This window comes from Kitasatospora sp. NPDC028961 (genome assembly GCF_055564815.1).
Window position 1 is genome coordinate 21,488 of sequence record NZ_JBVHVO010000027.1, and the last position, 24,130, is coordinate 45,617.

A 24,130-nucleotide genomic window follows, 5' to 3' on the forward strand; every position below is an offset into this window, starting at 1 on the left:
CCCCTCCCCCCCCCCCCCCGCCTTCCCCTCCCCCCCCCCCCCCCCCCCCCCCCCCCCCCCCCCCCCCCCCCCCCCCCCCCCCCCCCCCCCCCCCCCCCCACGGCCGACTCTAGGAGCCCTGGGCCCGGTCCCCGAGCGCCGCTCCCAGCGCCGTCAGCAGCCCCACCACGCCGGCCGGGCCGGCGACCACCAGGTCCGCCCGGTCGGCGAGCTCCCGCACCGGCGCGTCGCCGTCGACCGTGCCGCTGCACACCAGCAGGCCGGCCAGCCCCTCGCCGCGCAGCTTCTCCACGGCCGCGAAGGCCGCCACGTCCCCCAGGTCGTCCCCCGCGTAGAGCACCGCCCGGGCGCCCCGCTCCCGCAGGAACCCGGTCAGCGCGGCGCCCTTGTCCACCCCCGGCGGCCGCAGCTCCAGCACCAGCCGGCCCGGCTCCACCACCAGCCCGTGCTCGGCGGCCAGCGCCTCCACCGGGGCGCGCAGCAGCTCGAACGCCTCCTCCGGCGCCTCCGTCCGCCGGGTGTGGACGGCCAGCGAGCGCCCCTTGTCCTCCACCCACGTCCCGGCCGGCGCTCCGACCCGCGCCAGTACGCCGTCCAGCGCGGCCCGCGCCCGTGCCACTCCCGGGTGCGCCGGCGGCGCCGTCAGCTCGCCGCCCTCCCAGCGCTCGGCCCCGTAGTGCCCGAGCACCACCACGCCGTCGACGTCGCCGAACCCGCCGTACTCCACCGCCAGGGCGGCCGGCCGGCCGGTCACCACCACGATCGCGCCGACCCGGGGCGCCAGCTCCGCCAGCGCGCCCGCCGCCCCCGGATGCGCCCGCGCCCGGCTCGGATCCGCCACGATCGGCGCCAGCGTCCCGTCGAAGTCGAGCGCCACCACCGCCTCCCGGGGCGCCCGGAGGATCGCCTCCAGCCCCGCCCGTCCGGCCTCGTTCCCCGGCTCCGCCATCTCCTCAAGACCCATGTGCTCAAGACCCATGTCCGGAACCTACCCAGCCTTCCGGGCCCGACCCGCCCCCGGCCCCGGGAACGCCCCGGCAGCCCGAGCGGCCCGGGACCGCCCGGGCTACCGGGCCGCGCGCCGTGCCTCCCGCACCCGCCGCAGCCGGTTCACCAGCACCGGCGCGTGCGCCAGCGCCGCCGGCCGGTCCAGCAGGGCGTTCAGCAGCTGGTAGTAGCGCGTGCTGGAGAGCCCCAGCTCCTCGCGGATCGCCCGCTCCTTGGCCCCGGCCGTCCGCCACTGCCGCCCTTCGAGCTCCAGCACCGCCGTGTCCCGCTCGTCGAGCCCGTCCGTCCCCGCACCCATCCGCGACCCACCTCCGTCCAGCACTACGGAGTGTCATTCTCCCCCGGCGAGGCGACACACCTTGCGCCCCCGCCGGCGTCCCCGCCCGGGCTAGCGTCACCCCCATGACGCCCAGCTTCGCCGTGCACATCCCGACCGCCGAGCTCGAACCCGACCCGCTCGACCCGGCCCAGATCGTCTCCGGCACCCCCGAGGTCTCCGGCCGCGTGCTCTCCGAGTCCCCCGACGGCCGCCAGCTGCGCGGCATCTGGCAGATCACCCCCGGCGTGGTCACCGACGTCGAGGCCGACGAGATGTTCGTGGTGCTCAGCGGCCGGGCCACCGTCGAGATCGACGGCGGCCCGACCCTGGAGGTCGGTCCGGGCGACTGCGCCGTCCTGCGGGCCGGCGACCGCACCACGTGGACGGTCCACGAGACCCTCCGCAAGGCCTACGCCATCACCCTCTGACGTCCGCACCCGCCGCCCGGCCCGGGATCCGTCACTTGCGGACCCGGGCCGCCTCCTTCACCGCGGACTCCTGGAGCCCCTCCAGCACCTGCTTGGCGTCGCCCGTCACGGCGCCGCCGATCCCCGCCTTGATCCGGTTGCTGACGTCCGCCCAGGCCGGGTCCCCGAAGGGGTAGAAGCTCGCGTTGGTCAGCCCGGCCGCGAACTGCTTGAGGTCCTCGTGCCTCCCGTCCTTGGTCACCGCGGTGAAGGCGTCCTGGGTGACCGGCAGCAGGTTGTACGTCTCGTCGAACTTGAGCTGGTTGTCCTTGGCGTACACGAAGCTGAGGAACTTGCGGATCTCGTTGCGGTGCCCGTTCGCCTTGAACGCCATCATCCAGTCGGCCACCCCGAGGCTGCCGGTCTTCGCCAGCCCGTCCTTCTTCGGGATCGGCGCCGTGCCGAAGTCGATCTTGCCCTTGGCCGCCATCCGCAGCAGCGTCGGGTGCCCGTTGAGCATCGCGACCTTCCCGGCCGCGAAGTCGGTGAACATCGGCGTGCGGTTGGTCTTCCCGGGGTCGGGGTTGGTCAGCTTGGTGTCGACCAGGTTGGTGCGCAGCCAGCTGAAGGTGGCCTGGTTCTCCGGGCTGTCGATGGTGTAGTTGCCGACGTCGTCGGAGAGGCTGCCGCCACCGCTCAGCGTCCACAGCATCGACTCGGCCGGGGCCTCCTCGGGGCCGAGCGGCAGCCCGTACGGCGTGACCCCCGGCACCTTGGCCTTGATCTTCTCGGCGGCCTGCCGGAGCTCGTTCCAGGTGGCCGGCGGCTGGGTGATCCCGGCCTTCTGGAAGACCGCCTTGTTGTAGAACAGCACCCGGGAGGAGGAGACGAACGGGATGCCGTACTGCGTCCCGAGCACCTGGCCGGCGTGCGCGAACGACTCCATGATGTTGGCCTGGGTCTCCAGCGAGAGGACGTCACCCGCCGGGTACAGCCGGTTCGCCACCGCCTGGTCGGCGAAGCCGCCGGTCTGCAGCAGGTCGGGCGACTTGCCGCCGGCCACCAGGTCGTCGACCCGCTTGCCGATGTCGGTCCAGCTCGTCACCTCGACGTCGATCCGGATGTCCGGGTTGGCGGCCTCGAAGCGGCGGGCGACGTCGTCCCAGTACAGCTTGGAGCTGGTGGCCGCGTCCTCGCCGTAGTCCGCCGCCACCAGCTTGAGGGTGACGGTCTTGTCGTCCTGGCCGCCGCAGCCGGTGAGCAGCAGCGCTCCGGCCAGCGCGGTGCCGAGCAGCCGGGTGGGGGCCTGGGCGCGCCTGATCAACGCGGGTACCGCCTTCGGGGGGTGAAAGGAAGCGGGGGGCCGGAGGGGGGAATCCGGCGGAGGGGAGGCGGCAACCCTGCCAAATGCGGTGCACAGTGGTCCACACCTGTGGGCCGTCCCCGCCGGGTAGTTATCGAAGTGCGGAGGTCATTGCACGATGCGCAATGAATCGGCGTGAAAACCGCCCTCTCCGGGCGGCCGCAAAGTGCCGCACACCACATGGTTCTGCGACAAAGCTCACCTACTTTGGACCAGACCAATCCGACAACTGGACTAGACCTCTCCGACCCAGCCAAGGGAAACTGTCCTCCGTGAAGCACGTCATCGCACTCGATGTAGGCGGCACCGGCATGAAGGCCGCGCTGCTCGCCCAGGACGGCTCCGTGCTGTTCGAGGCACGCCGACCGACCGGGCGGGAGCACGGCACTGATGCCGTCGTCGCCGCCATCCTCGACTTCGCCGCCGACCTGGCGGACGAAGGTCGCAGCCGCTTCGGCGTCGCCCCGCTGGCGGCGGGCGTCGCCGTCCCGGGGACGATCGACGAGAAGAACGGCATCGCGGTCTTCTCCGCCAACCTCGGCTGGCGGGACCTCCCGATGCGCGAACTGCTGGGCGCGCGCCTGGCCGGGGCGGGCGGCACCGCGATGCCGGTCGCGCTCGGCCACGACGTGCGCTCCGGCGGGCTCGCCGAGGGCCGCCTCGGCGCCGGGCGGGGTGTGGAGCGCTTCCTGTTCGTCGCGCTGGGCACCGGGATCGCCGGCGCCATCGGCATCGGCGGCCGGATCGAGGCCGGCGCCCACGGCTACGGCGGCGAGATCGGCCACGTCGTGGTCCGCCCGGGCGGGCCGCAGTGCGGCTGCGGCGCCCGGGGCTGCCTGGAGACCCTCGCCTCCGCCTCCGCCGTCTCCCGGGCCTGGGCCGCGGCCAGCGGGGACCCCGACGCCGACGCGGCATCCTGCGCCGTCGCGGTGGACGCCGGGGACCCCCGCGCGGTCGCGGTCTGGCAGCACGCGGTGGACGCCCTCGCCGACGGCATCGTGCTCGCCCAGAGCCTGCTCGACCCGTCCACGGTGATCGTCGGCGGCGGCCTCGCCGAGGCCGGCGACACCCTCTTCACACCCCTGCGCGCGGCGGTTTCCGAGCGGCTGACCTTCCAGATGCCCCCCGAGGTCGTACCCGCCATGCTCAAAGACACCGCCGCGTCCCTGGGCGCCGGCCTGCTCGCCTGGGATCTGCTCTCCATGGAGGTGACCGCGTGACCACCGCGCGAATCGAATCGGCGGCCCGGCCCGCGGGCATCGCCCTGGCCGGCGCCCGGCTGGTCCTGCCGGGCGGTGTCGTCGAGGGCGACCGGCTCACGGTCGAGGGCGACCGGATCGCCGGCATCACGGGCGGCGCAGCGCGGCCGGGCGATCTCGACCTGACCGGGTACACCGTCGTCCCCGGCTTCGTGGACCTGCACGTCCACGGCGGCGGCGGCGCCTCCTACGCCTCCGGGATCGCCGAGGAGGCCCTGCGGGCCGCCCGCGTCCACCTCGAACACGGCACCACCACCACGGTCGCCTCCACCGTCACCGGCGAGATCGACGAGGTCGCCCGCCAGGCCGGCGTGCTGTCCGAACTCGTCGAGGACGGCGTCCTGGCCGGCATCCACTTCGAGGGCCCGTTCATCTCCCACAACCGCTGCGGCGCGCACCGCCCCGACCTGCTCCGCGACCCGGACCCGGCGCTGGTCCGCAAGCTCGTCGACGCGGCCCGCGGCCACGCCAAGATGGTCACCCTCGCCCCCGAGCTGCCCGGCGGCCTGGAGTCGGTGCGGATGCTCGCCGACCTCGGCGTGATCGCCGCCGTCGGCCACACCGACTCGGACTACGCCAAGACCCTCGAAGCCGTCGACGCCGGCGCCACCGTCGCGACCCACCTGTTCAACGCCATGCCCGGCATCGCCCACCGCGCCCCGGGCCCGATCGTGGCGCTGCTGGAGGACGAGCGGGTCACCGTCGAGCTGATCAACGACGGCGTGCACCTGCACCCGTCCGTCCTCGACCTCGCCTACCGCACGGCCGGCGCCTCCCGGGTCGCGCTGATCACCGACGCCATGGGCGCCGCCGGGATGGGCGACGGCCTCTACCCCCTCGGCCCGCTCCAGGTCGAGGTCAAGGACGGCGTCGCGCGGCTGGTCGAGGGCGGCGCGATCGCCGGCTCGACGCTCACCCTGGACGTCGCGTTCAAGCGCTCCGTCACCGTCAACGGCCTCTCCCTGGCCGAGACCGTCGAATCGCTCTGCACCGTCCCGGCCCGCCTGCTCGGTCTCGCCGACTCGACCGGCTCGCTGGAGGCCGGCAAGAACGCCGACCTCGTCGTCCTCGACTCCGACGGCTACGACCTCGTCGCCGTCATGCGCCGGGGCGAGTGGATCACCGGCGGCGACACCTTCGCCGCGGTGCGGCCCGCCTGACACCGGACGCGCGACGGCCGCCCGCTCCCCCTCGGGAACGGGCGGCCGTTTCGCGTCCGCGCGCCGGTCAGCCGCCGTACGGCTCGACGGTCAGCTGGTCGATCAGCACCGGGCCGCCGCTCGGGTTCATGATGGCGACGGTGTTCGAGCCCGCCTGGAACTGCGGGAGTATGAACGTGGTGTACCAGGAGGACGCCGGGTCCTTGCCGGGCGAGTAGTTCTTGAGCGACAGCCCGCTCGGCCAGTCCTTGCCGTTGACCGCGGCCGAGGCCTTCACGTCGCTGCCCGCGTTGTTGAAGTGCACGGTCAGCTTGTACGTGCCGGCCGTGGCGATGTCGCCGGTCCAGCTCACGGTCGCACCCGGCTGGAGGGTCAGGTAGCTGCCGTCCGCCGACTTGGCGCCCTTGACGGTGTTGCCGGACGGGGCGTTCTGGCCCTGCAGCTGGCCCGCGTCGACGGTGGCCGGACCCGAGGTGGCGGTGGCGCCGGGCGAGGCCGTGCCGGAGGCGGACGGGCCGGCGGTGGTGGCGCTCGGGGCCGGCGGGGCGGTGGTCTGGGTGCCGCTCTTTCCGCTCTTGCCGCCGTCCGGGTCGCCGGTGGAGAGCGCTATGCCCGCGCCGATCGCGATGGCCGCGACCACCGCCACCGCGCCGATCACCGCGCCCTTGCTCCTCCCGCTGCTCGCCCGCTCCTCACCCGGCTGCGGCCGGGAGCGCTCGGCGTACCGGGTCTGCTGGGTGGGCGCGTCGCCGCCGTACTCCAGGTGCTGCGCGGGCTGGTGCGGCACGGGCGGCTGGTGCTGCGTGGGCGCACCGCCGTACTCGGCCTGCTGCGGCGGGTACGGCTGCCCCTGCGGGTAGCCCTGCTGCGGCGGGTACGGCTGCTGGCGCTGCTGCCCGTACTGCGCACGGCCGACCTCCATCGGCCGGTTGTACGACGTACGGGGTACGCCCTGCTGCGGCTCGGCCGGCTGCGCGGCGCCGCCGCCGGCCGGACGGTAGAGGTAGCCGAAGGGATCGTCGTCCTGGGGGGCACCGCCCTCCGGGCCCTCGGGCACTCCGTTGCTGCCGGCGGTCGTCACGGTGGTCAACTCCCCATCGCGGTGGCGCCGCCGGACTTCCCCGCCGTCGGCGCACGTGGTGGTCGCTCGTACCCGGGAACCCTACCTGCCGCAGCCGATCCGCCGAAAAGACCCCTTGACAACCTGCGAGTAGCTTTCACCTCACCGCCACGGGACACCGGGCGCCCGGGCCGCCGTCCGGGGCTAACCCGCCCGGCGGTGGGAGCGTTCGCCCCGGGCCCCGCGCACCGCGCCGCCCCGGGCCCGCTTCTCGTCGTACATCCGCTCGTCGGCGGTGTGCAGCACCTCCTCGATGCTCATCCCGCAGCCGGCCCAGCCGACGCCGAGGCTGACCCCGACCCGCATCCCGCGGCCGTCGATCCGCATCGGCGGGATGATCGCGTTGCGCAGCCGGTGGGCGAGGTCCTTGGCCTCCTCGCGGCCGATGCCGTCGGCCAGCACCACGAACTCGTCGCCGCCGAGGCGCGCCACCGTGTCGCCCTCCCGGACGGCCTGGCTCAGCCGGCGGGCGACCTCGACCAGCACCGCGTCGCCCGCGTTGTGGCCGAACCGGTCGTTGATCGACTTGAAGCCGTCGAGGTCGCAGAAGAGCACCGCGAGCCCCTTGTCCGCCGCGGTCGCGCCGCCCGACCGGAACGGGCCCGACCAGACGTCCCCGCCCGGGCCGTGGTCGGCGGGGACCACCGCGTGCTCGTGCTCGCCGTAGCCGGCGGCCGCCACCGGGTAGCCGTCGGGCAGCCCGTAGCCGTGCGTCCCGCCGGTCCGCGGGTCGGCCCCGTCCAGCCCCTCGTAGGCGGCGTGGGCGCTGTAGGAGTCGACGGCGTAGCCGCTGTACGCCGGCGAGTACGCCCCCTCGCCCTGTCCGGCCGGGTGTCCGGCGACGGCGCCGACCGTCTGCGGTTCGTTGCAGAGCCGCCGGCCCAGCCGGGCCTTCAGCTCGGCACCGTTCGGCAGCCCGGTGAGCGCGTCGTGGCTGGCCCGGTGGGCGAGCTGGAGCTCGTGGCGCTTGCGGTCCTCGATGTCCTCGACGTGGGTGAGCAGGAAGCTCGGGCCCTCGGCCGCGTCCGCGACGATCGAGTTGCGCAGGCACACCCACTGGTATCCGCCGTCCCGGCGGGACAGCCGCAGCTCGGCCCGGCCGCTCTCGGCACTGGTGCGCTCCAGCAGGGCCCGGTCGTCGGGGTGGACGAGGTCGGCGAAGCTCTGCTGGCGCAGCACCGCGCGGGGGCGGCCGAGCAGTCGACAGAGCGCGTCGTTGACCCTGGTCAGCTGGCCGCGCCCGGCGCCGTGCAGCTCGGTGATGGCCATCCCGCTGGGCGCGTACTCGAAGGCCTGGCGGAAGCTCTCCTCGCTGGCCCGCAGGGCCTGCTGCTCCTTCTCCAGGCGGGCCAGCGCGCGCTGCATCTCGGCCCGCAGCCGGGCGTTGCCGATCGCGATGGAGGCCTGCAGCGAGAACATCTCCAGCGCCTCGCGGGTCCAGGCCCCGGGTCGCTTGCCGCTGCGCGGGCGGTCCACCGAGAGCACGCCGAGCAGGTCGCCGCCGGCGCTGTACATCGGGGCGAGCAGCCCGTCCGCGGGGTGCCAGTCGTTGGCGTAGACGGGCATCGGGCCGTCACCGATCCAGCGCGGGATGTCGCTGGCCACGGCCCAGCCGCGGTCGTAGGGCAGGAAGCGCAGGGTGCCCCAGTGGTCGCTGACGCCGAGCAGCCGGTCCCAGGACTCGCGCGAGCCGACCTGGCCCAGCAGGACGGAGGGGCCGCCCATGGCGCTCTCCTCCAGCTCCCAGACGGCCGCCACCACGAGGTCGCCGTCCGGACGGACCAGGCTGACCGCCGCGGCGTCGAATCCGAGCCCGTGGACCGCACCCTCGACCACAGCCTGCAGCGTGCCCGCCAGGCTGCGGGCAGCGTTGAGGTCCGCCACGACCCGGTGCAAGGTGCGGAGGGTCGCGAGGCGGACGTACGGCTCCGACTCGGCTTCCATGCGGGGGCTCCCCGGCTGCTTCGGATAGTTCTTGAATGGTTATCGTCCGATTGCCAGAAGAACTGAATCACAGGGAGCACAGCGTTCGGCACGCTCGGTCAGCAATAGGCCACCACTTGTGACTTAAATCACACGACACTTATGCGCCCTTAATCAGCTCATCCGCCCCATAACGGGACATAAGGCTTTATAGGAACATTTCTGGTGGTCGGCCGCATTGCCCGTGCACTGAAGCCGCCTGCCGCCCGGCAGTCCCTCCACTTCACCCCTGAGGGTGAGCCTCGGCGCGGAACGTAACCTCTGCGCCGATGGTCCTACGACCACGGCCCGATGCCGTTTCGCGCGGCCGCCGACTACCGTGCGGTACGTGTACTCGGCTCCGCAGCCCGAAGCTGCCTCCCAAGCGACGCCCGACGAGTTCCGGGCGGCCCTCTCCCAGCTCGCCTCCGGCGTGAGCCTGGTGACCGTCCACGACCCGGAGGACGGCGAGGACGTCGGCATGACCGCCACGTCCTTCCTCTCCGTCTCGCTGGAACCGCCGCTGGTGCTGATCTCCGTCCGCGAGGACTCCCGGATGGACGAGGTGCTCTCCCGCGCCGACACCTGGGCGGTCTCCCTGCTCGCCGAGGAGCAGAAGGCGCTCGGCTCGCGGTTCGCCATGAAGGGCCGGCTCAGCGACCGGCTGCTGTTCGCCGACGCCCCGCACCACCGGGGCCGGCGCAGCGGAGCGCCGCTGATCGACGGCGCGCTCGCCACCGTGGAGTGCCGGACCGAGCAGCGGATAGCCGCCGGCGACCACACCCTGCTGCTCGGCCGCGTCCTGGAGGCCGCGGTACCGAACGCCGGCGGCCGCCCGCTGCTCTACTTCCACGGCGGCTACCGGCAGCTCGGCTGACCGCGGCCGACGCGCTACTCGCCCTTCGGCGAGCGCCGGCCCTGCTTCAGCTCGGCGCGGTGCCGCTTGTTGGTCAGCCGCCGCTCCACCATGCCCCGGCTGGGCTTCGTCGCCCGGCGGGCCTTCGGCGGCGGTGCGGTGGCCTCCCCCAGCAGGGACGCCAGCCGGGCCGCGGCGACCTCGCGGTTGCGCCACTGCGAGCGGTGCTCCGACGCGCGCACCACGAGCACCCGCCCGTCCACCAGCCGCCCGGCCAGCCGCTCCAGGGCGCGCTGCTTCCACACCTCGGGCAGCGCCGCGGAGGCGGCCAGGTCGTAGCGCAGCTCGACCTGGGTGTCGGAGGTGTTGACGTGCTGGCCACCGGGGCCGGAGGAACGGGAGAAGCGCCAGACGAGCTCGGCGTCGGGGACGACCACCGATCCCCGGACGCGAATGGGCTCGGGCATGCGCCCATCATCCCGTGCCCCGCGCCCCCGGTCACGCGGTTATCCGGTCACCCGGTCATCCGGGACCGCCCGCAGCCCCGACAATGGCGTACGTGATCGAGCTCGGCTACTCCCTCTCCAACCGCTTCCCCGACCCCCCGCAGACCGACTACCGCAGCGCCTCGGTGCACGCCCTGCGGTACGACCTCTTCTGCGGCGACGTCTACCTGGACGCCGACGGCACGGAACTCTCCACCGCCTGGGGCTGGGTGCCGGTGCTGGACTTCGCCTGGGCGCTCTGCGACATCGTCGAGGAGCTGGACCGGGACCCGGACGGCGGCCGCGCCGCCCGGGTGCAGGCCTGCGACCTCGACTTCACCCAGAACACCGAGCTGCTGCGGTTCGCCCGCCGGTTCAACTGGGTCGAGGTGAGCGCCACCTGGCTGCCGGACGAGGCGCCCGCGGTGGTCCGCCACGGCGACCTGCGCCGCGAGGCCCGGGATTTCCTCCAGGACACGCTGGCCGATCTCTTCGACATGCACCCCGAGCTGGCCGACAATCCGAACATCTGGTCACTTCAGGGCCGCTTCCGCCGAATCTGAGCGAGCTCGGCCCCGGCCATTGCCCACCGGTCATCCGCTCCGAAGAATGTGTGCCGCGCGGCGTGGAACCAAGTCCACGGTCTCCCGCGTTATCCCGGCAAAGCAACGAAGGGACAGCAAACACCATGCCAGTGAGCCTCTCCAAGGGTGGCAACGTCTCGCTGACCAAGGAGGCCCCCGGCCTGTCCGCGGTCACCGTCGGTCTCGGCTGGGACGTCCGGACCACGACGGGCGCCGAGTTCGACCTCGACGCCAGCGCGATCGTGCTGAACGCCGACGGCAAGGTGCTGTCCAACAGCCACTTCGTCTTCTTCAACAACACCAGCACCCCGGACAGCACCGTCGTCCACACCGGTGACAACCGCACCGGCGAGGGCGCCGGCGACGACGAGGCGATCAACGTCAACCTCGCCGGCCTGCCGGCCGAGGCCGTCAAGATCACCTTCCCGGTCTCGATCTACGACGCGGTCGCCCGCTCGCAGAACTTCGGCCAGGTCCGCAACGCCTACATCCGCGTGATCAACGCGGCCGGCGGTGCCGAGATCGCCCGCTACGACCTCTCCGAGGACGCCGCCACCGAGACCGCCATGATCTTCGGCGAGCTCTACCGCAACGGTGCCGAGTGGAAGTTCCGCGCCGTCGGCCAGGGCTACGCCTCCGGCCTCGCGGGCATCGCCCAGGACTTCGGCGTCCAGCTCTGACGCCACGCTGAAGCGCCCGGCCTCCATCTCGGAGGCCGGGCGCTTCGCCGTTCCCGCGCCGCGCGCCACCCCGGGGGTGCGGCCACGAACGCCCCGGCGCGCGTCCCACGGCCGGACCGGGGGGACGCGCGCCGGGGCGGCGGCGGAGGCGGCGCGGGGCGCCGCCCGGGCTGGGTCAGCGGGAGGCGCGCAGCTCCGGGAGCTGGAGCAGCTCGGTCTCCTCGTCCGGGGTCAGGTCCACCACGGTCGGCTCGACGCCCTCCAGCTCGGCGTCCTGGTCCGGGTCGGCCGGTACGGCGTCGGCCCCACCGGCCTCGGGGTCGAGGTCGGCCGGCTCGACCGAGGGCCGCACCCGGTCCGGGAGGGCGGCCGGCGGCACGGCCCTGACCGCGGCCACCGCCTCGTCGCCCACCACGTCCGCCAGGTCGGCGCGCTCGCCCAGCTCGGCGACGCTGCCCAGGGCCGGCGCCGGGGCCGCCGGACGGCCGGCCGCTCCCGAGCGGCCGAAGAAGCTGAAGCCCTGCCCGCGGGCCTGCGGCGGGCGCGGGCGCTGCCGCTCGGCCGCCACCACGGGAGCGCTGGGCGTCCCACCCAGCTGGCCCACCGTCGCCGTCAGCGCGGGCCGCGGCGCGGGCGCCGGAGCGACGGCTGCCGGGGCGGCCGCCGCGGGCACCGACGCGGCCGGCGTGGGGACGGCCGGAGCCACCGGCGCCGGCACTGGGCGGGCGGGCGCCACCGGCGCGGACGCCGGGACGGTCGCCGGCGCGGTGCGGGCCCGCAGCGCGACCTCCGCACCGGCCGCGCGCTCACGCTGGGCGTCCCGGGCCGCCGCCTGCCGCTGCAGCTGCCGCAGCACGGCCGCGGCGCGGACGAACGCGGCCGGACTGGCCGGGTACTTGGGGCGGGCGGCGGCGAGGGCCCGCTGGGCCGCCTCGGCGTCCTTGAGCGCCTGCTCGGCGACCGCCACGGCGCGCTCGCGCAGCAGCCTGGCGATCTCCGTCTCGGCCTTGGCCAGCCGCGACTTCTCGGCCGTCAGCCGCCGCCCGAAGCGGGTGGCCCGCTCCTCGGCGACCTCCGCCGCGTACTCGGCCTCGGCGAGCTGCTCCTCGAAGCGCTCCTCGGCCCGGAGCCGCTGCGCGACGGACACCTCGGCGGCCGCCCGGGCGGCCCGGTCGCGCTGGCGCAGCAGCACCGCGATCCCGAGCGAGGCCAGCACGGCGGCGACGCCCACCGAGCGGACCAGGACGGTGTCCTGACTGAAGAGCAGCGCGGCCACCGCGGCGACGATGAGCACGCCGGCGGCGGTGGGAGGAAGGATCCGGCCGAGGACGGAGGAATGACGGTGGCGTCCGCGAGACATGCCAAGAAACTAGCGTGCGAATTGGGGCCGTGTCAGCCCAGGGTCCGCTTTGGCCCTTGACACTGCGCAAGCTTTACCGCTTGTACCCGGGCCCTCACCCAAGATCACCGAAGCGGGTCCGCTCAGCGGTGCGAGGTCGCCGCCGGGCCGCTCGGGTCGTCGTGGTCCTCCGGCAGCTTGCACACGTGCTGCAGCCAGAGCGCCGCCGCGATCACCGCCACCCCGGCCAGCACCGCGAAGCCGGCCGTGACGGCCTGGTCCTGGCGGGCCTGCACGTCCAGTTCGCCGAGCAGGTAGATGCCCGCGCCCGCGTAGATGCCGGTGACCACCGACGAGACCAGCGCGCTCGCCTGCGCCAGCACCACCGCCCGGGCGGCGCCCAGCGGGTCGACGCCCTTCGCCCCGGGCTGGCGCTCGCGCGCCGCCTTCAGCCGGGAGCGCAGCGAGATCGCCGTGGCGAGCAGGATCACCGCCACCGCGGCCAGCACCACCGGAGCCGCACCCGGCACCGCGGGCAGGGTGTCCAGAGAGGCCCACAGCTTGGCACCGGCCCAGGACAGCGCCGTGGTCGCGGCGGTGATGCCGACCAGCAGACGGAGGCGAAGCAGCTTCACTCGGACGTGGTCCTTCCCGGGGTTGCGGTGTCGGGCGGCCGCCCCCGGGCCCGGCCCTGCTCCCCCCGGCCGACGGCTGGGAGGCGCCCCGGCCCGGCGACGGGGCGGGGCGGACGGTACGGCGGCGCCAGGCCACCGTACCGGGCCCGGGCCGGCGGGCACCCGCGCGGATGGCGGACACCTACTCGTACGGCCGGGACCTCGTCCGAGTTCCCGGCCGTACGGGCGGGCGGGGCCTACTCCGGCAGGGTCAGCCCGATGTCCTCGCGCCGCCGGACGCCCTGGGCGTCGGCGCCGCCGAGCGCCTGGAGCAGCGCGGCGACCTGGCCGTGGCCGGGCACCTCGGCCTCCGGCTGGGCGTCCAGCCAGGGGGCGAGCACGAAGGCCCGCTCGTGCGAGCGCGGGTGCGGCAGCAGCAGCTGCGGGTCGTCGCTGGTGACGCCCTCGTAGGCCAGGATGTCGACGTCCAGCGTCCGCGGGCCCCAGCGCACGGTGCGGACCCGGCCGAAGGCGTCCTCGATCGCGTTGCCGCGCTCCAGCAGGTCGCGCGGGGGCAGGGTGGTGCGCAGCACCACCACCGCGTTGTAGTAGTTGGGCTGCTCGTCGGGGCCGCCGAGGGCCTCCGTCTCGTACACGCCGGAGACGGCCTTGATCTTGAGCCCGGGGGTGTCGGCGAGGGCGTCCACGGCGCCCTGGAGGGTGTCCAGGCGGTTGCCCAGGTTGGAGCCGAGGGCGATCACGGCGCAGCGCTGGCTGTGCAGCGTGGCGTCGGCCGAGTCCACCCGGTTCTCCAGGTCGAACGTGCTCGGCGAGGCGGTCGGGTCGCTGGTGCTCATCGGGCTTCCCCTACAACTGGAACGGGCTCTGCGGCTGGCACGGGGTACGCGGTGCGGGTCATGCGCGGCCCCGGTGGATGGTCACGGTCACGTCGTCGAACGGCACGGTGATCGGGGCGTCGGGCTTGTGCACGGTGACCTCGACCTCCTCGACCGCCTCGTGCGCCAGGCACTGGTCCGCGATGCGCTGCGCCAGGGTCTCGATCAGGTCGACCGGCTCGCCGGCGATGATCGCGGTGACCTCCTCGGCCACGACGCCGTAGTGCGCCGTGCGGGTGAGGTCGTCGCCGGACGCGGCGGGGCGGGTGTCCAGGTGGAGCACGAGGTCCACCACGAAGGTCTGGCCCTCGACGCGCTCGCGCTCGAAGACACCGTGGTGACCCCGGGCACGCAGGCCCCGCAGGGTGACGCGGTCCAGCAAACGAATCACTGCTCCCACTCGGACGGGCCCTGCCCCGGAAAGCGGGGGGAAGGCAGGGCGGAGGCGGACACGACGGCCGCCACTGCGTTTCGAATCTACCCGCGAGCGCCGACAACGCCTGACCGTCCTACCCGGCACGAACCGACGCCACGCACGCCGGATCGGCGATTGACGTGAACGTTCGGCGGCCGTCCGGGAATTCCCGGGCCGCCTCCGGCGGGCATTCCCCCAGCGGCCCCCGGGTCAGTCCTCGTCCTCGTCGTCCCCGCTGGTCAGAACGGGTGAACCGTGGTGGGACCAGAGCTTCCAGCCCGCCGGGGTGCGGCGGAAGAGATTGGTCGAGACGACCTTTCCGCCGACCAGCGGGCCGAGTTCGCCCTCCTCCTCCGCCTCGCCGCCGGAAAGGATGTTCTCGGTGCACGTGACAAGGGCCACATCCCCCTGAACCTCGGCCTCGACGTCGGTCAGGATGAACTGGATGTACTCCGTGTTCGCCATGATCAACATGTAGGAGCGGGTCACCTGGGCCCGCCCGCGCAGCACCGGCCAGCCGGGGTGCACGCAGACCACGCCGCCCTTGTCGTCGGCCTCGTCGGCCCCCAGCCAGGCCTCCTCGACGGCCTCCAGATCGCCGTTCTCCAACGCCTCGTACAGCGCCCGGTTGGCCTCCAGTACGGCCTCCCGGTCCGCTTCCCGGGCGCGCTGACCCGCGGTCTCGCCGCTCACCCTGCCGTCACCTGCCACAGACCCTCCCGTTTCACCTGCCGCTCCGGCCCGCCGACGGGCCGGAGGGGTCCTGCCGGGCCGCCCGCTGCCAGGCGGCGACCACCCGGACGGCGTCCGCCGTGCCGGCCACGTCGTGCACCCGCACCGCCCAGGCCCCGGCCCCGGCCGACAGCACCGACACCGCGGCGGTCGCGTCGTCGCGCTCCCTGGCCGGGCGCAGTTCCCCGGTTTCCGGGTCGGCGAGCAGCGTACCCAGGAACCGCTTGCGCGATGCGGCGACGAGGACGGGACGGCCGAGCGCGGTGAGCGCCGGGAGCCCGCCGAGCAGGGCCCAGTTGTGCTCGGCGGTCTTGGCGAAGCCCAGGCCCGGGTCCAGGATGAGCTGCTCCTCCTTGACGCCGGCCGCCAGCAGCGCGTCCATCCGGGCGGTGAGCTCGCCGACCACGTCCGCGACCACGTCGCCGTAGACGGCCAGGCTGTCCATGTCGGCGGACTGCCCGCGCCAGTGCATCACCACGAAGGGCACGCCGGTCTCGGCCACCACCCGGGCCATCGCGGGGTCGGCCAGGCCGCCGGAGACGTCGTTGATGATCCGGGCACCGGCCGCGACGGCCCGCTCCGCGACGGAGGCGCGCATGGTGTCGACCGAGACGACCACCCCGGAGTCGGCCAGCTCGCGCACCACCGGCAGCACCCGGCCCAGCTCCTCCTCCTCGGGCACCCGCTGCGAGCCGGGGCGGGTGGACTCGCCGCCGACGTCCACCAGGTCCGCGCCGCGGGCCCGGAGCGCCAGGCCGTGGGCGATGGCCCGGGCGGGGTCGTGCCACATCCCGCCGTCCGAGAAGGAGTCGGGGGTCACATTGACCACGCCCATCACGGAGCAGCGGTCGAGCCGCGGCAGTCCGGCAGGCAGCGAGAAGGACAGCGAAGTGCTCATAACCCCATTATCAGTTCAAGTCCCCGCTCCCCCGGAGACGACCGGACCCCCGCCGGGTCTCCGACGGGGGTCCGGGGGCGGGCACCGGCCTAGGCGGCCTCGGTGACCTCAGGGCGGCCCGGGGCCGGCAGCGGGCCCTTGCGCTGCGGCTTGCGGCCGAAGCGCGGCATGCCGAGGGTGATGAAGGCCTCCGCCTGCATCGCGGCGAACCCGATCCGGGGCAGGTCCCGGGTGTTCGGGAAGACCAGGAACCGCGGCTCCCACTCGGGCTGGAACTTGGCGTTGAACTTGTACAGCGACTCGATCTGGAACCAGCGCGACAGGAACACCAGCAGCCCGCGCCAGGCCCGCAGCACCGGGCCGGCGCCGATCCGCTCACCGCGCGCCAGGGCCGAGCGGAACATCGCGAAGTTGAGCGAGACCCGGCGCACGCCCATCGCCGGCACCGCCTGCAGCGCGGCGACGATCAGCAGCTCGTTCAGACCGGGGTCGGCGGCGCGGTCGCGGCGCATCAGCTCCAGCGAGATGCCGTCCGGCCCCCAGGGCACGAAGTGCAGCACGGCCTTCAGGTCGTCGCCGTCCTCGCCCTCCTCCGGCGCCTTGTGCGCGGTGACCACCACGCAGGCGTCGTCGCCCGGGTCGCCGAAGCGGCCGAGGGCCATCGAGAAGCCGCGCTCGGTGTCGGTGCCGCGCCAGCGGGAGGCGGCGTCGGCGATCCGGTACTTCTCGTCCGGCGTGAGGTCGGCGACCCGCCGCACCTGGCAGGAGTAGCCGTTGCGCTCGATCCGCTTGACCATCTGGCGCACGTTGCGCATCGCCCGGCCGGCGAGCGAGAACGTCCCGGTGTCGACGATCGCCTCGTCACCCAGCTCCAGCGCGTCCAGCCCCGCCTCGCGGGTCCAGACCTCGCCGCCCACCTCGCTGCAGCCCATCACGGCCGGCACCCAGGCGTGCTCGCGGGCCTCGGTCATGAAGACCTTGATCGCACCCGGCCAGGCCTCGACGTCGCCGACCGGGTCACCGGAGGCGAGCATCACGCCGGAGACCACCCGGTAGGAGATCGCCGCCTTGCCGGAGGGCGAGAACAGCACGCTCTTGTCCCGGCGCAGCGCGAAGTAGCCGAGCGAGTCGCGGTCGCCGTGCCGGTCGAGCAGCGCGCGGACCTTCTCCTCGTCCTCCGCGGTCAGCTCCGGCTTGGGCTTCTCCGGCCGCAGCGCCAGGTAGGCGGTGGTGAAGGCGGTGATCAGGCCCAGCCCGCCGAGCAGGTAGGCGACCTGGTCGGAGACCCGGTCCGAGCTGTAGTCGACCGGCCCTTCGAAGCCGAATAGTCCGTACCCGACGTGCTCAAGCCGGTGGAACAGGCTCGGGTCGCCGATCTCGTACCCGGTCCGGGTGGAGACCACCAGCAGGCCGAGCGCGACGCTGATCGCCCCCATCACGACCAGGTTGACCACCGCCCGCCAGCGGGTCCGGGGGTCGGCCTTGGCGTAGAACTCGCGCCGGTGCACCAGCATCACCGCGAACAGCACCAGCGAGACGACCGCCGGGCCGATCTGGTGCCAGCGCAGGATGTGCAGCGCCGCGCCGACCGGCAGCAGCACGCAGACGGCCCGCCAGGCCCGCCGCTTGCGGCGGCGCAGGGCGTGGGCGAGCAGCACCAGCAGCAGGCCGACCATCAGCGTGCCGGCCGCGGCCAGGGTCGTGGTGCCGCCGGGCAGCTGCCCCGCGAAGTCGTGCACCTTGGTGTGCCGGAGCTTGGGGAACACCGCGCTGGCGGTGTCCACCAGACCGATCAGCAGACAGGCGTAGCCGACCGCGCCGGGGAGCCAGGCCCGGGGGACGGCGGCCGCTTGGGTACGAAGCGTCTGCAGGCCGCGGCGGCGGGGCGGCTGCTCGGGGCTCGGCTCAACGGACACGGGAACGCTCATGGAAGCTCAGCGTAGAGGCTGCGGACTGCAGTCCTGTCACTCCGGGGGAGGAGTTGTGAGGGACCTTCATGCCTTTTCCTTCATCGGGCAATGCGCACACCAAACATCCGGCAACGGAGGGTAAACCGGTGTTCGGCGGACGCTGTGGTTGAGCCGAGGGGTGGGCGCCGGAGCCTTCCCGCCGCGTGGCGCGACGGACCCCCGCATACCCGGTACGTACGGTGGACGCCGCGTTCCGGGGGACCGGTTGCGTCGGATCGCCCCGGACTCCGCCTGCCCCGACGTCCGGACAGCCTAGCCGCGATGGCCGTGGCTGACGCACCGCCAGACGATGAAGCCTGCACCGAGAGTTTCCCACCGGAAGGCCGACGGCATGGAACTGACCAGCGACGCGCTGGTGAACTCGCTGCTCGCGCTCGGCGCGGCGGCCCTGCTCACCACCCTCTGGCTCTGGCCCCGGCTGGCCCGGCAGCGCCCGCTCCCGGTACTCGGGCGGATCGGGCTGCTGACCGTCACTCAGGTCTCGGTGCTCGCGGTGCTCGCGCTGTCGGTCAACAACTCGTTCGGGTTCTACACCTCATGGGACGACCTGCTCAGCCCCGGCGGCGCCAAGCTCGCGCTCACCAGCAGCGAGCGCCACCACAGCGGCACCCCGGTCTCCGACGCGCTGGTCCAGCCGACCGAGGAGGGCGGCCTGGAGACCGTCACCGATCTGCCCAAGGGCCCCCCGGAGGAGGTCGGCAAGATCGAATCGGTCCGGGTGGCGGGCAAGGAGACCGGCCTCTCCGACCAGATGTTCGTCTACCTGCCACCCGAGTACTTCGACCCGAACCTCGCCATGGTGCGCTTCCCGGTGCTGCTGACCATCGCCGGCTTCCCCGGCACCACCATGCACCTGCTCAAGGACCTGCCCGTCCCGCAGACCGCCTGGGAGCTGCGCAAGGGCGGCAAGATGGCTCCCACGATCATCGTGATGGCGCGGCCGAGCGTCGCCCCGCCGCGCAACACCGAGTGCGTCGACGTCCCCGGCGGCCCGCGCACCGAGTCCTGGTTCGCCAAGGACGTGCCCGAGGCGCTGCGCTCGGCGTACCGGGTCAGCCGCTCGCCCTCGTCCTGGGGCGTGCTCGGCTTCTCGACCGGCGGCAGCTGCGCGATGCGGCTCGCGATGCGCTACCCGGACGTCTACGGCAACGGCGTGGGGATGCACGGCGACTTCAAGGTCGCCGAGGACCAGTTCACCGGCGGCAACCTCTTCGGCGGCGACAAGGCGCTGGCCGACCAGAGCGACCTCGCCTGGCGGCTGCAGAACCTCCCCGCGCCGAACCTCTCGCTGCTGGTGATCAGCACCCGCAAGGAGACCGACTACCCGGAGACGGTGAAGTTCGTCGACCTCGCCCAGCAGGTCGCGGCCGCCAATCCGCAGTTCAAGGTGGAGTCGCTCTACCTGGACGACGGCGGCCACAACTTCGACAGCTGGATCCGCGAGCTCCCCGCCGCCCTGGAGTGGATGAGCGCCCGGCTCACCTGGACCTGACCGCCGGCGGCGACGGCCGCCGGACGAGTGGTTACCGGCCGGTGGGGCCGGTTCGCCGCCGCCACGGGGAACGTATCGCGACCGCCCGGCCGAACGGCCCGGGTCGACACCTGATCCGTGCAGGAGGCCCCATGCTCAGCACCCGATCGCTCTTCACCGAGATCTACCGCAACGACGAGGCCTATCAGCTCTTCTGCAGCATCGCGGCCGGCGGCGAGGACCAGGGCGGCTGGGAGAACGAGCGGATCACCGCCCTCACCCGCGACCCGGTCCTCGCCCCCAAGATCGCCCGGCACGGCGCCGACGAGCGCAAGCACGGCCGGATCTTCACCCAGCTGCTGCACAAGCGCGGCCTGCCCAGGATCGACGTCCCCGCCGAGGCCGACTACTGCATGCTGCTGGAGCGCCAGGGCGTCGGCCTCTCGCACGAGCGGCTGAACAGCGAGGTGCCGCTGGTCGAGCGGGAGATCATCACCTACCTGGCGCACAGCCGGGTGACCGAGCAGCGCGCGGCCGAGCAGATGCGCCAGCTGGTCAAGGTGTACGGCGACAACCCGGACCTCGGCCGGGCGATGCGGATGATCTCCGCCGACGAGGACAACCACCTCGCCTACTGCCACGAGGAGCTGCTGCGGCTGGTCGCCGAGGGCCACGGCCCGTACGTCCGGCACACCCTGGAGACCAGCGCGCGCGGCGAGATCCGCACCCACCGGGACGTCGGGCTCGCCGTGACGGCCCGGATGGCGCGGATCCTCGGGTGGCCGCGCTGGCAGCGCGCCGTGGTGACGGCGGGCGTCCACATGCTCTACCTGTACGACCGGGCGTTCGGCTGGCGGCGGATGGTGACCCTGCGGATGCCCCGGCGCCGCAACGCCCTGGGCACCCCGGCCCCACCGCACGCGGAGCACCAGCTGCTCTGAGCCGGCGCGGGCCGGGGGGGGTGCCGACGGGGCTGCGGGGCCGTGGGGCCGTGGGGCCGCTAGCGACCGATGATCAGGCTCATCGCCTCGGCCCGGGTGGCCGGGTCGCGCAGCTGGCCCCGCACGCAGGAGGTGATGGTCTTGGCGCCGGGCTTGCGGATGCCGCGCATCGACATGCACATGTGCTCGCACTCGATCACGACGATCGCGCCGCGCGGTTCGAGGATCCGCATCAGCGCGTCCGCGACCTGGCTGGTGAGCCGCTCCTGCACCTGCGGACGGCGGGCGTAGACGTCGACCAGCCGGGCCAGCTTGGACAGGCCGGTGATCTTTCCGTTGACCGACGGGATGTAGCCGACGTGCGCGACGCCCCGGAACGGCACCAGGTGGTGCTCGCAGACCGAGGTCAGCTCGATGTCCTTGACCAGCACCATCTCGTCGTGGCCGAGGTCGAAGGTGGTGGTGAGGACGTCCTCCGGCTCCTGCCAGAGGCCCGCGAATATCTCCTTGTACGCCCTGGCGACCCGGGCCGGGGTCTCCAGCAGACCCTCGCGGTCCGGGTCCTCGCCGACGGCGAGGAGCAGCTCGCGGATGGCGTTCTCGGCCCGCTTCTGGTCGAAGGTCCCGACGGCGGACGGACCGTCGAGCGTCACCGGGTCGATCATGCGGGCCTCGCTAACTAGGGGGACGACTTGGCTGAACAGCACGGATGCCGCGCCTCCAGAGTACAAACCCTGGTGGCGCGGCATCCATTCCGTCCCTGTGCTGGCGCGATCAGCCCTCGGCGGGCGGCTCCACCGGCAGCGGCGGGAGCTTCACCACGTCGACCGGAGCGGCCTCGACGGCGGCGGCGCCATTGGTCAGCGCCAGCTCCTTCGGGGACTGCACCGGCGGCCGGGTGGACGGCGTACGACGGGACGAGCCCGTCCAGGCCGGCCGGGCCGGGCGCTTGACGATCGGGGCGAAGATCTCGGCGATCTGCTCCTTGTTCAGGGTCTCCTTCTCCAGGAGTTCCAGAACCAGGTTGTCGAGCACGTCGCGGTTCTCGACCAGGATCTCCCAGGCCTCGTTGTGCGCGTTCTCGATGAGCTTCTTCACCTCTTCGTCCACCAGCCCGGCGACCTCTTCCGAGTAGTCGCGCTGGTGACCCATCTCGCGGCCCAGGAACGGCTCCGAGTTGTCCGAACCGAACTTGATCGCGCCGAGCCGCTCGGTCATCCCGTACTGGGTGACCATGGCCCGCGCGGTCGCGGTGGCCTTCTCGATGTCGTTCGAGGCGCCGGTGGTCGGGTCGTGGAAGACCAGCTCCTCCGCCGCGCGCCCGCCCAGCATGTACGCCAGCTGGTCGAGCATCTCGTTGCGGGTGGTGGAGTACTTGTCCTCGTCCGGCAGCACCATGGTGTAGCCGAGCGCCCGGCCGCGGGACAGGATGGTGATCTTGTGCACCGGGTCCGCGTTGGGGGAAGCCGCCGCGACCAGGGCGTGACCGCCCTCGTGGTACGCGGTGATCTTCTTCTCCTTCTCGGACATGATCCGGGTCCGCTTCTGCGGTCCGGCCACGACGCGGTCGATCGCCTCGTCCAGCGTGAAGTTGTCGACCAGCTTCTTGTCCGAGCGGGCGGTCAGCAGCGCCGCCTCGTTCAGGACGTTGGCCAGGTCGGCACCGGTGAAGCCGGGGGTGCGCTTGGCGACGGCCTTGAGGTCGACGTCCGGCGCGACCGGCTTGCCCTTCTGGTGCACCTTGAGGATGTCCAGACGGCCCTGGAGGTCGGGGCGCTCGACCGCGATCTGCCGGTCGAAGCGGCCCGGGCGCAGCAGCGCCGGGTCCAGGATGTCGGGGCGGTTGGTGGCCGCGATGAGGATCACGCCGCCCTTGACGTCGAAGCCGTCCATCTCGACCAGCAGCTGGTTGAGGGTCTGCTCACGCTCGTCGTGACCGCCGCCGAGACCCGCACCGCGGTGCCGGCCGACGGCGTCGATCTCGTCGACGAAGACGATCGCCGGAGCGTTCGCCTTGGCCTGCTCGAAGAGGTCGCGGACGCGGCTGGCGCCGACACCCACGAACATCTCCACGAAGTCCGAGCCGGAGATCGAGTAGAACGGGACCCCGGCCTCGCCCGCGACGGCACGCGCCAGCAGGGTCTTGCCGGTACCGGGCGGGCCGTAGAGCAGCACGCCCTTCGGGATCTTGGCGCCGACCGCCTGGAACTTGGCCGGCTCCTGCAGGAACTCCTTGATCTCGTGGAGCTCCTCCACCGCCTCGTCCGCACCGGCGACGTCCGAGAACGTCGTCTTCGGCGTGTCCTTGGTGAGCAGCTTGGCCTTCGACTTGCCGAACTGCATGACGCGGGACCCGCCGCCCTGCATCTGGTTCATCAGGAACAGGAAGACCAGAACGATGATCACGATGGGCAGCATCGACAGCAGGAGGCTGACGAAGGTGCTCTGCTTCTCCGGGCTGACGGTGTAGCCCTCGGAGAGCGAGTTCTGGTCGTTGTCGTTGATCTGGGCCTGGAGCTTGTCGGCGAGCGCGACACCCTGGTCGCCGATGTACGAGGCCTGGAACTTGCTGCCGGACGGGGTCTTGCCCGTGCCGGCGTTGGACAGCGTGGCGCCGTCCTTCAGTTGGATCTTGATCGTGTTCGAGTCACCAGTGGTGATCTGCGCCGACTTGACCTGCTTGGCGTCGATCGCTGCGACGACCTGCCCGGTGTCCACCGTCTTGTAGCCGTTCGAGTCAGAAACGACCTGCATCAGCACGATGACGGCGAGGACGGCCAGCACGATCCACATGATCGGCGCACGGAAGTATCGCTTGACGTCCATCCATGCGGGGCGTTGCCGCCCCGTCCCTCCTGCCACTCGACGGCGCCGCGGGGCCTGGGCCGCCGGCGCATCCGGTTCTGCTCATGTGAAGAGCGGTTTTACTGGACCGTACCGCAGTCCGACCCGCCGGTGGCGGGAGCACAGCGACACGACCTACTTCTATTTCCCCCGATGCAACGGGCGAGAACGGTCCACTGTTCCCGTCCGTAGCCCGAACGGGCCCCGAAACCCTCAGCCGCCGTAGACGTGCGGGGCGAGGGTGCCGATGAAGGGGAGGTTGCGCAGCTTCTCCGCGTAGTCGAGCCCGTAGCCGACCACGAACTCGTTGGGAATGTCGAACCCGACGTACTTGACGTCGATCTCGACCTTGGCCGCGTCGGGCTTGCGCAGCAGCGTGCAAACCTCCAGCGAGGCCGGGCCGCGCGAGCCCAGGTTGCCCAGCAGCCAGGACAGCGTCAGCCCGGAGTCGATGATGTCCTCGACGATCAGGACGTCACGGCCGGCGATGTCGGTGTCGAGGTCCTTGAGGATCCGCACCACACCGGAGGACTTGGTGCCCATCCCGTACGAGGAGACGGCCATCCAGTCCATGGTCACCTGCGAGTGCAGGGCCCGGGCGAGGTCGGCCATCACCATCACGGCACCCTTGAGGACGCCGACGATCAGCAGGTCCTTGCCTGCGTAGTCCCGGTCGATGCGCTCGGCCAGCTCCAGGAGCTTGGCGTCGATCTCGTCCTTGCTGATGAGCACCTTCGCGAGGTCAGCGCCCATGTCGTTCTGGTCCACCGGGGATACGTCCTCAAACGTTCGGGGTCTGGATGGCCG

The 24,130-nt window shown here is 73.0% G+C and carries 24 protein-coding genes; 8 read left to right on the forward strand and 16 right to left on the reverse strand.

The genetic code is table 11. The features are described from left to right. Positions 1 to 109: 109 nt before the first annotated feature. On the reverse strand, positions 110 to 979 hold the full coding sequence (gene otsB, locus ACZ4UX_RS30415; protein ID WP_465708989.1) for a trehalose-phosphatase: 870 nt from the start codon (positions 977 to 979) through the stop codon (positions 110 to 112). An 87-nt stretch (positions 980 to 1,066) separates the two neighbouring features. Further along, on the reverse strand, positions 1,067 to 1,306 hold the full coding sequence (locus ACZ4UX_RS30420; protein WP_329489143.1) for a DUF3263 domain-containing protein: 240 nt from the start codon (positions 1,304 to 1,306) through the stop codon (positions 1,067 to 1,069). A gap of 104 nt (positions 1,307 to 1,410) precedes the next feature. Between ACZ4UX_RS30420 and ACZ4UX_RS30425 the strand changes: the two genes are divergently transcribed. Further along, a complete protein-coding gene (locus tag ACZ4UX_RS30425; protein WP_329489142.1) occupies positions 1,411 to 1,755 on the forward strand; it encodes a cupin domain-containing protein in 345 nt (114 codons plus the stop codon). A gap of 31 nt (positions 1,756 to 1,786) precedes the next feature. Here the strand turns inward: ACZ4UX_RS30425 and ACZ4UX_RS30430 are convergent, their stop codons facing one another. Next, positions 1,787 to 3,058: an extracellular solute-binding protein gene (locus tag ACZ4UX_RS30430; protein ID WP_465708990.1), complete on the reverse strand. Its 1,272-nt coding sequence runs from the start codon at positions 3,056 to 3,058 to the stop codon at positions 1,787 to 1,789. Between the two features lie 311 nt (positions 3,059 to 3,369). Between ACZ4UX_RS30430 and ACZ4UX_RS30435 the strand changes: the two genes are divergently transcribed. Continuing rightward, a complete protein-coding gene (locus ACZ4UX_RS30435; RefSeq protein ID WP_329489140.1) occupies positions 3,370 to 4,317 on the forward strand; it encodes an ROK family protein in 948 nt (315 codons plus the stop codon). Continuing rightward, positions 4,314 to 5,516, forward strand: coding sequence for an N-acetylglucosamine-6-phosphate deacetylase (gene nagA, locus ACZ4UX_RS30440; protein ID WP_465708991.1), 1,203 nt, complete (start codon positions 4,314 to 4,316; stop codon positions 5,514 to 5,516). Before ACZ4UX_RS30435 ends, nagA begins: the two co-directional genes overlap by 4 nt. Positions 5,517 to 5,583: 67 nt before the next feature. Here nagA and ACZ4UX_RS30445 read toward each other — a convergent pair whose 3' ends face one another. Next, complete coding sequence (locus ACZ4UX_RS30445; RefSeq protein WP_329489138.1) at positions 5,584 to 6,606, reverse strand: carbohydrate-binding protein; 1,023 nt, start codon at positions 6,604 to 6,606, stop codon at positions 5,584 to 5,586. 174 nt (positions 6,607 to 6,780) lie between these two features. Further along, on the reverse strand, positions 6,781 to 8,580 hold the full coding sequence (locus ACZ4UX_RS30450; RefSeq protein ID WP_465708992.1) for a GGDEF domain-containing protein: 1,800 nt from the start codon (positions 8,578 to 8,580) through the stop codon (positions 6,781 to 6,783). A 367-nt stretch (positions 8,581 to 8,947) separates the two neighbouring features. Between ACZ4UX_RS30450 and ACZ4UX_RS30455 the strand changes: the two genes are divergently transcribed. Continuing rightward, the gene (locus ACZ4UX_RS30455) at positions 8,948 to 9,475 is read left to right on the forward strand and encodes a flavin reductase family protein (protein ID WP_329489136.1); all 528 of its coding nucleotides are present in this window, start codon (positions 8,948 to 8,950) and stop codon (positions 9,473 to 9,475) included. Positions 9,476 to 9,489: 14 nt separating this feature from the next. Here the strand turns inward: ACZ4UX_RS30455 and arfB are convergent, their stop codons facing one another. After that, the gene (gene arfB, locus ACZ4UX_RS30460; RefSeq protein WP_329489135.1) at positions 9,490 to 9,921 is read right to left on the reverse strand and encodes an alternative ribosome rescue aminoacyl-tRNA hydrolase ArfB; all 432 of its coding nucleotides are present in this window, start codon (positions 9,919 to 9,921) and stop codon (positions 9,490 to 9,492) included. A gap of 83 nt (positions 9,922 to 10,004) precedes the next feature. Here arfB and ACZ4UX_RS30465 point away from each other — a divergent pair, with 83 nt between their 5' ends. Next, positions 10,005 to 10,502 (forward strand): hypothetical protein, encoded by a 498-nt coding sequence (locus ACZ4UX_RS30465; protein WP_380393001.1) that lies wholly within the window; start codon positions 10,005 to 10,007, stop codon positions 10,500 to 10,502. Between the two features lie 125 nt (positions 10,503 to 10,627). Then, positions 10,628 to 11,203 (forward strand): TerD family protein, encoded by a 576-nt coding sequence (locus ACZ4UX_RS30470; RefSeq protein ID WP_329489133.1) that lies wholly within the window; start codon positions 10,628 to 10,630, stop codon positions 11,201 to 11,203. A gap of 175 nt (positions 11,204 to 11,378) precedes the next feature. Here ACZ4UX_RS30470 and ACZ4UX_RS30475 read toward each other — a convergent pair whose 3' ends face one another. The 7 genes from ACZ4UX_RS30475 to ACZ4UX_RS30505 all read right to left on the reverse strand — a co-directional run bounded on the left by ACZ4UX_RS30475 (position 11,379) and on the right by ACZ4UX_RS30505 (position 18,025). Continuing rightward, positions 11,379 to 12,563: a hypothetical protein gene (locus tag ACZ4UX_RS30475; RefSeq protein WP_465708993.1), complete on the reverse strand. Its 1,185-nt coding sequence runs from the start codon at positions 12,561 to 12,563 to the stop codon at positions 11,379 to 11,381. A gap of 122 nt (positions 12,564 to 12,685) precedes the next feature. Next, entirely contained in the window at positions 12,686 to 13,177 is a 492-nt protein-coding gene (locus tag ACZ4UX_RS30480) for a DUF3180 domain-containing protein (RefSeq protein ID WP_329489130.1), read from the reverse strand. A gap of 236 nt (positions 13,178 to 13,413) precedes the next feature. Beyond that, entirely contained in the window at positions 13,414 to 14,013 is a 600-nt protein-coding gene (folK, locus tag ACZ4UX_RS30485) for a 2-amino-4-hydroxy-6-hydroxymethyldihydropteridine diphosphokinase (protein ID WP_329489129.1), read from the reverse strand. Positions 14,014 to 14,071: 58 nt separating this feature from the next. Continuing rightward, complete coding sequence (gene folB / locus ACZ4UX_RS30490) at positions 14,072 to 14,431, reverse strand: dihydroneopterin aldolase (RefSeq protein ID WP_329492204.1); 360 nt, start codon at positions 14,429 to 14,431, stop codon at positions 14,072 to 14,074. A 246-nt stretch (positions 14,432 to 14,677) separates the two neighbouring features. Continuing rightward, entirely contained in the window at positions 14,678 to 15,160 is a 483-nt protein-coding gene (locus ACZ4UX_RS30495) for a nuclear transport factor 2 family protein (RefSeq protein ID WP_329489128.1), read from the reverse strand. A 31-nt stretch (positions 15,161 to 15,191) separates the two neighbouring features. After that, a complete protein-coding gene (gene folP, locus ACZ4UX_RS30500) occupies positions 15,192 to 16,097 on the reverse strand; it encodes a dihydropteroate synthase (RefSeq protein WP_329489127.1) in 906 nt (301 codons plus the stop codon). An 89-nt stretch (positions 16,098 to 16,186) separates the two neighbouring features. Next, entirely contained in the window at positions 16,187 to 18,025 is a 1,839-nt protein-coding gene (locus ACZ4UX_RS30505) for a phosphatidylglycerol lysyltransferase domain-containing protein (protein ID WP_465708994.1), read from the reverse strand. Between the two features lie 373 nt (positions 18,026 to 18,398). On the opposite strand from ACZ4UX_RS30505, the gene ACZ4UX_RS30510 reads away from it, so the two are divergent. Together ACZ4UX_RS30510 and ACZ4UX_RS30515 are read left to right on the forward strand one after the other, a co-directional pair. Continuing rightward, entirely contained in the window at positions 18,399 to 19,559 is a 1,161-nt protein-coding gene (locus ACZ4UX_RS30510; protein ID WP_465708995.1) for an alpha/beta hydrolase, read from the forward strand. Between the two features lie 131 nt (positions 19,560 to 19,690). Further along, positions 19,691 to 20,479, forward strand: coding sequence for a ferritin-like domain-containing protein (locus tag ACZ4UX_RS30515; RefSeq protein WP_465708996.1), 789 nt, complete (start codon positions 19,691 to 19,693; stop codon positions 20,477 to 20,479). 59 nt (positions 20,480 to 20,538) lie between these two features. On the opposite strand, the gene folE is transcribed toward ACZ4UX_RS30515, so the two are convergent. The 3 genes from folE to hpt form a co-directional block, all read right to left on the reverse strand. Continuing rightward, positions 20,539 to 21,144 carry a GTP cyclohydrolase I FolE gene (gene folE / locus ACZ4UX_RS30520; protein WP_329489123.1) on the reverse strand — a complete coding sequence of 202 codons (606 nt, stop codon included), beginning with the start codon at positions 21,142 to 21,144 and terminating at the stop codon, positions 20,539 to 20,541. 109 nt (positions 21,145 to 21,253) lie between these two features. Next, positions 21,254 to 23,305: an ATP-dependent zinc metalloprotease FtsH gene (gene ftsH / locus ACZ4UX_RS30525; RefSeq protein WP_329489122.1), complete on the reverse strand. Its 2,052-nt coding sequence runs from the start codon at positions 23,303 to 23,305 to the stop codon at positions 21,254 to 21,256. 231 nt (positions 23,306 to 23,536) lie between these two features. Continuing rightward, positions 23,537 to 24,091 carry a hypoxanthine phosphoribosyltransferase gene (gene hpt / locus ACZ4UX_RS30530; protein ID WP_030059589.1) on the reverse strand — a complete coding sequence of 185 codons (555 nt, stop codon included), beginning with the start codon at positions 24,089 to 24,091 and terminating at the stop codon, positions 23,537 to 23,539. Positions 24,092 to 24,130: the final 39 nt, after the last annotated feature.

What these genes read in the sequence shown, in the direction of transcription:
- otsB (WP_465708989.1), bottom strand. Translation starts at nt 979, where the DNA reads ATGGGTCTTGAGCACATGGGTCTTGAGGAGATGGCGGAGCCGGGGAAC.
- ACZ4UX_RS30420 (WP_329489143.1), bottom strand. Translation starts at nt 1,306, where the DNA reads ATGGGTGCGGGGACGGACGGGCTCGACGAGCGGGACACGGCGGTGCTG.
- arfB (WP_329489135.1), bottom strand. Translation starts at nt 9,921, where the DNA reads ATGCCCGAGCCCATTCGCGTCCGGGGATCGGTGGTCGTCCCCGACGCC.
- ACZ4UX_RS30450 (WP_465708992.1), bottom strand. Translation starts at nt 8,580, where the DNA reads ATGGAAGCCGAGTCGGAGCCGTACGTCCGCCTCGCGACCCTCCGCACC.
- ftsH (WP_329489122.1), bottom strand. Translation starts at nt 23,305, where the DNA reads ATGGACGTCAAGCGATACTTCCGTGCGCCGATCATGTGGATCGTGCTG.
- folE (WP_329489123.1), bottom strand. Translation starts at nt 21,144, where the DNA reads ATGATCGACCCGGTGACGCTCGACGGTCCGTCCGCCGTCGGGACCTTC.
- ACZ4UX_RS30470 (WP_329489133.1), top strand. Translation starts at nt 10,628, where the DNA reads ATGCCAGTGAGCCTCTCCAAGGGTGGCAACGTCTCGCTGACCAAGGAG.
- ACZ4UX_RS30510 (WP_465708995.1), top strand. Translation starts at nt 18,399, where the DNA reads ATGGAACTGACCAGCGACGCGCTGGTGAACTCGCTGCTCGCGCTCGGC.
- ACZ4UX_RS30425 (WP_329489142.1), top strand. Translation starts at nt 1,411, where the DNA reads ATGACGCCCAGCTTCGCCGTGCACATCCCGACCGCCGAGCTCGAACCC.
- ACZ4UX_RS30465 (WP_380393001.1), top strand. Translation starts at nt 10,005, where the DNA reads ATGGCGTACGTGATCGAGCTCGGCTACTCCCTCTCCAACCGCTTCCCC.
- ACZ4UX_RS30475 (WP_465708993.1), bottom strand. Translation starts at nt 12,563, where the DNA reads ATGTCTCGCGGACGCCACCGTCATTCCTCCGTCCTCGGCCGGATCCTT.
- ACZ4UX_RS30515 (WP_465708996.1), top strand. Translation starts at nt 19,691, where the DNA reads ATGCTCAGCACCCGATCGCTCTTCACCGAGATCTACCGCAACGACGAG.
- folK (WP_329489129.1), bottom strand. Translation starts at nt 14,013, where the DNA reads ATGAGCACCAGCGACCCGACCGCCTCGCCGAGCACGTTCGACCTGGAG.
- folP (WP_329489127.1), bottom strand. Translation starts at nt 16,097, where the DNA reads ATGAGCACTTCGCTGTCCTTCTCGCTGCCTGCCGGACTGCCGCGGCTC.
- ACZ4UX_RS30505 (WP_465708994.1), bottom strand. Translation starts at nt 18,025, where the DNA reads ATGAGCGTTCCCGTGTCCGTTGAGCCGAGCCCCGAGCAGCCGCCCCGC.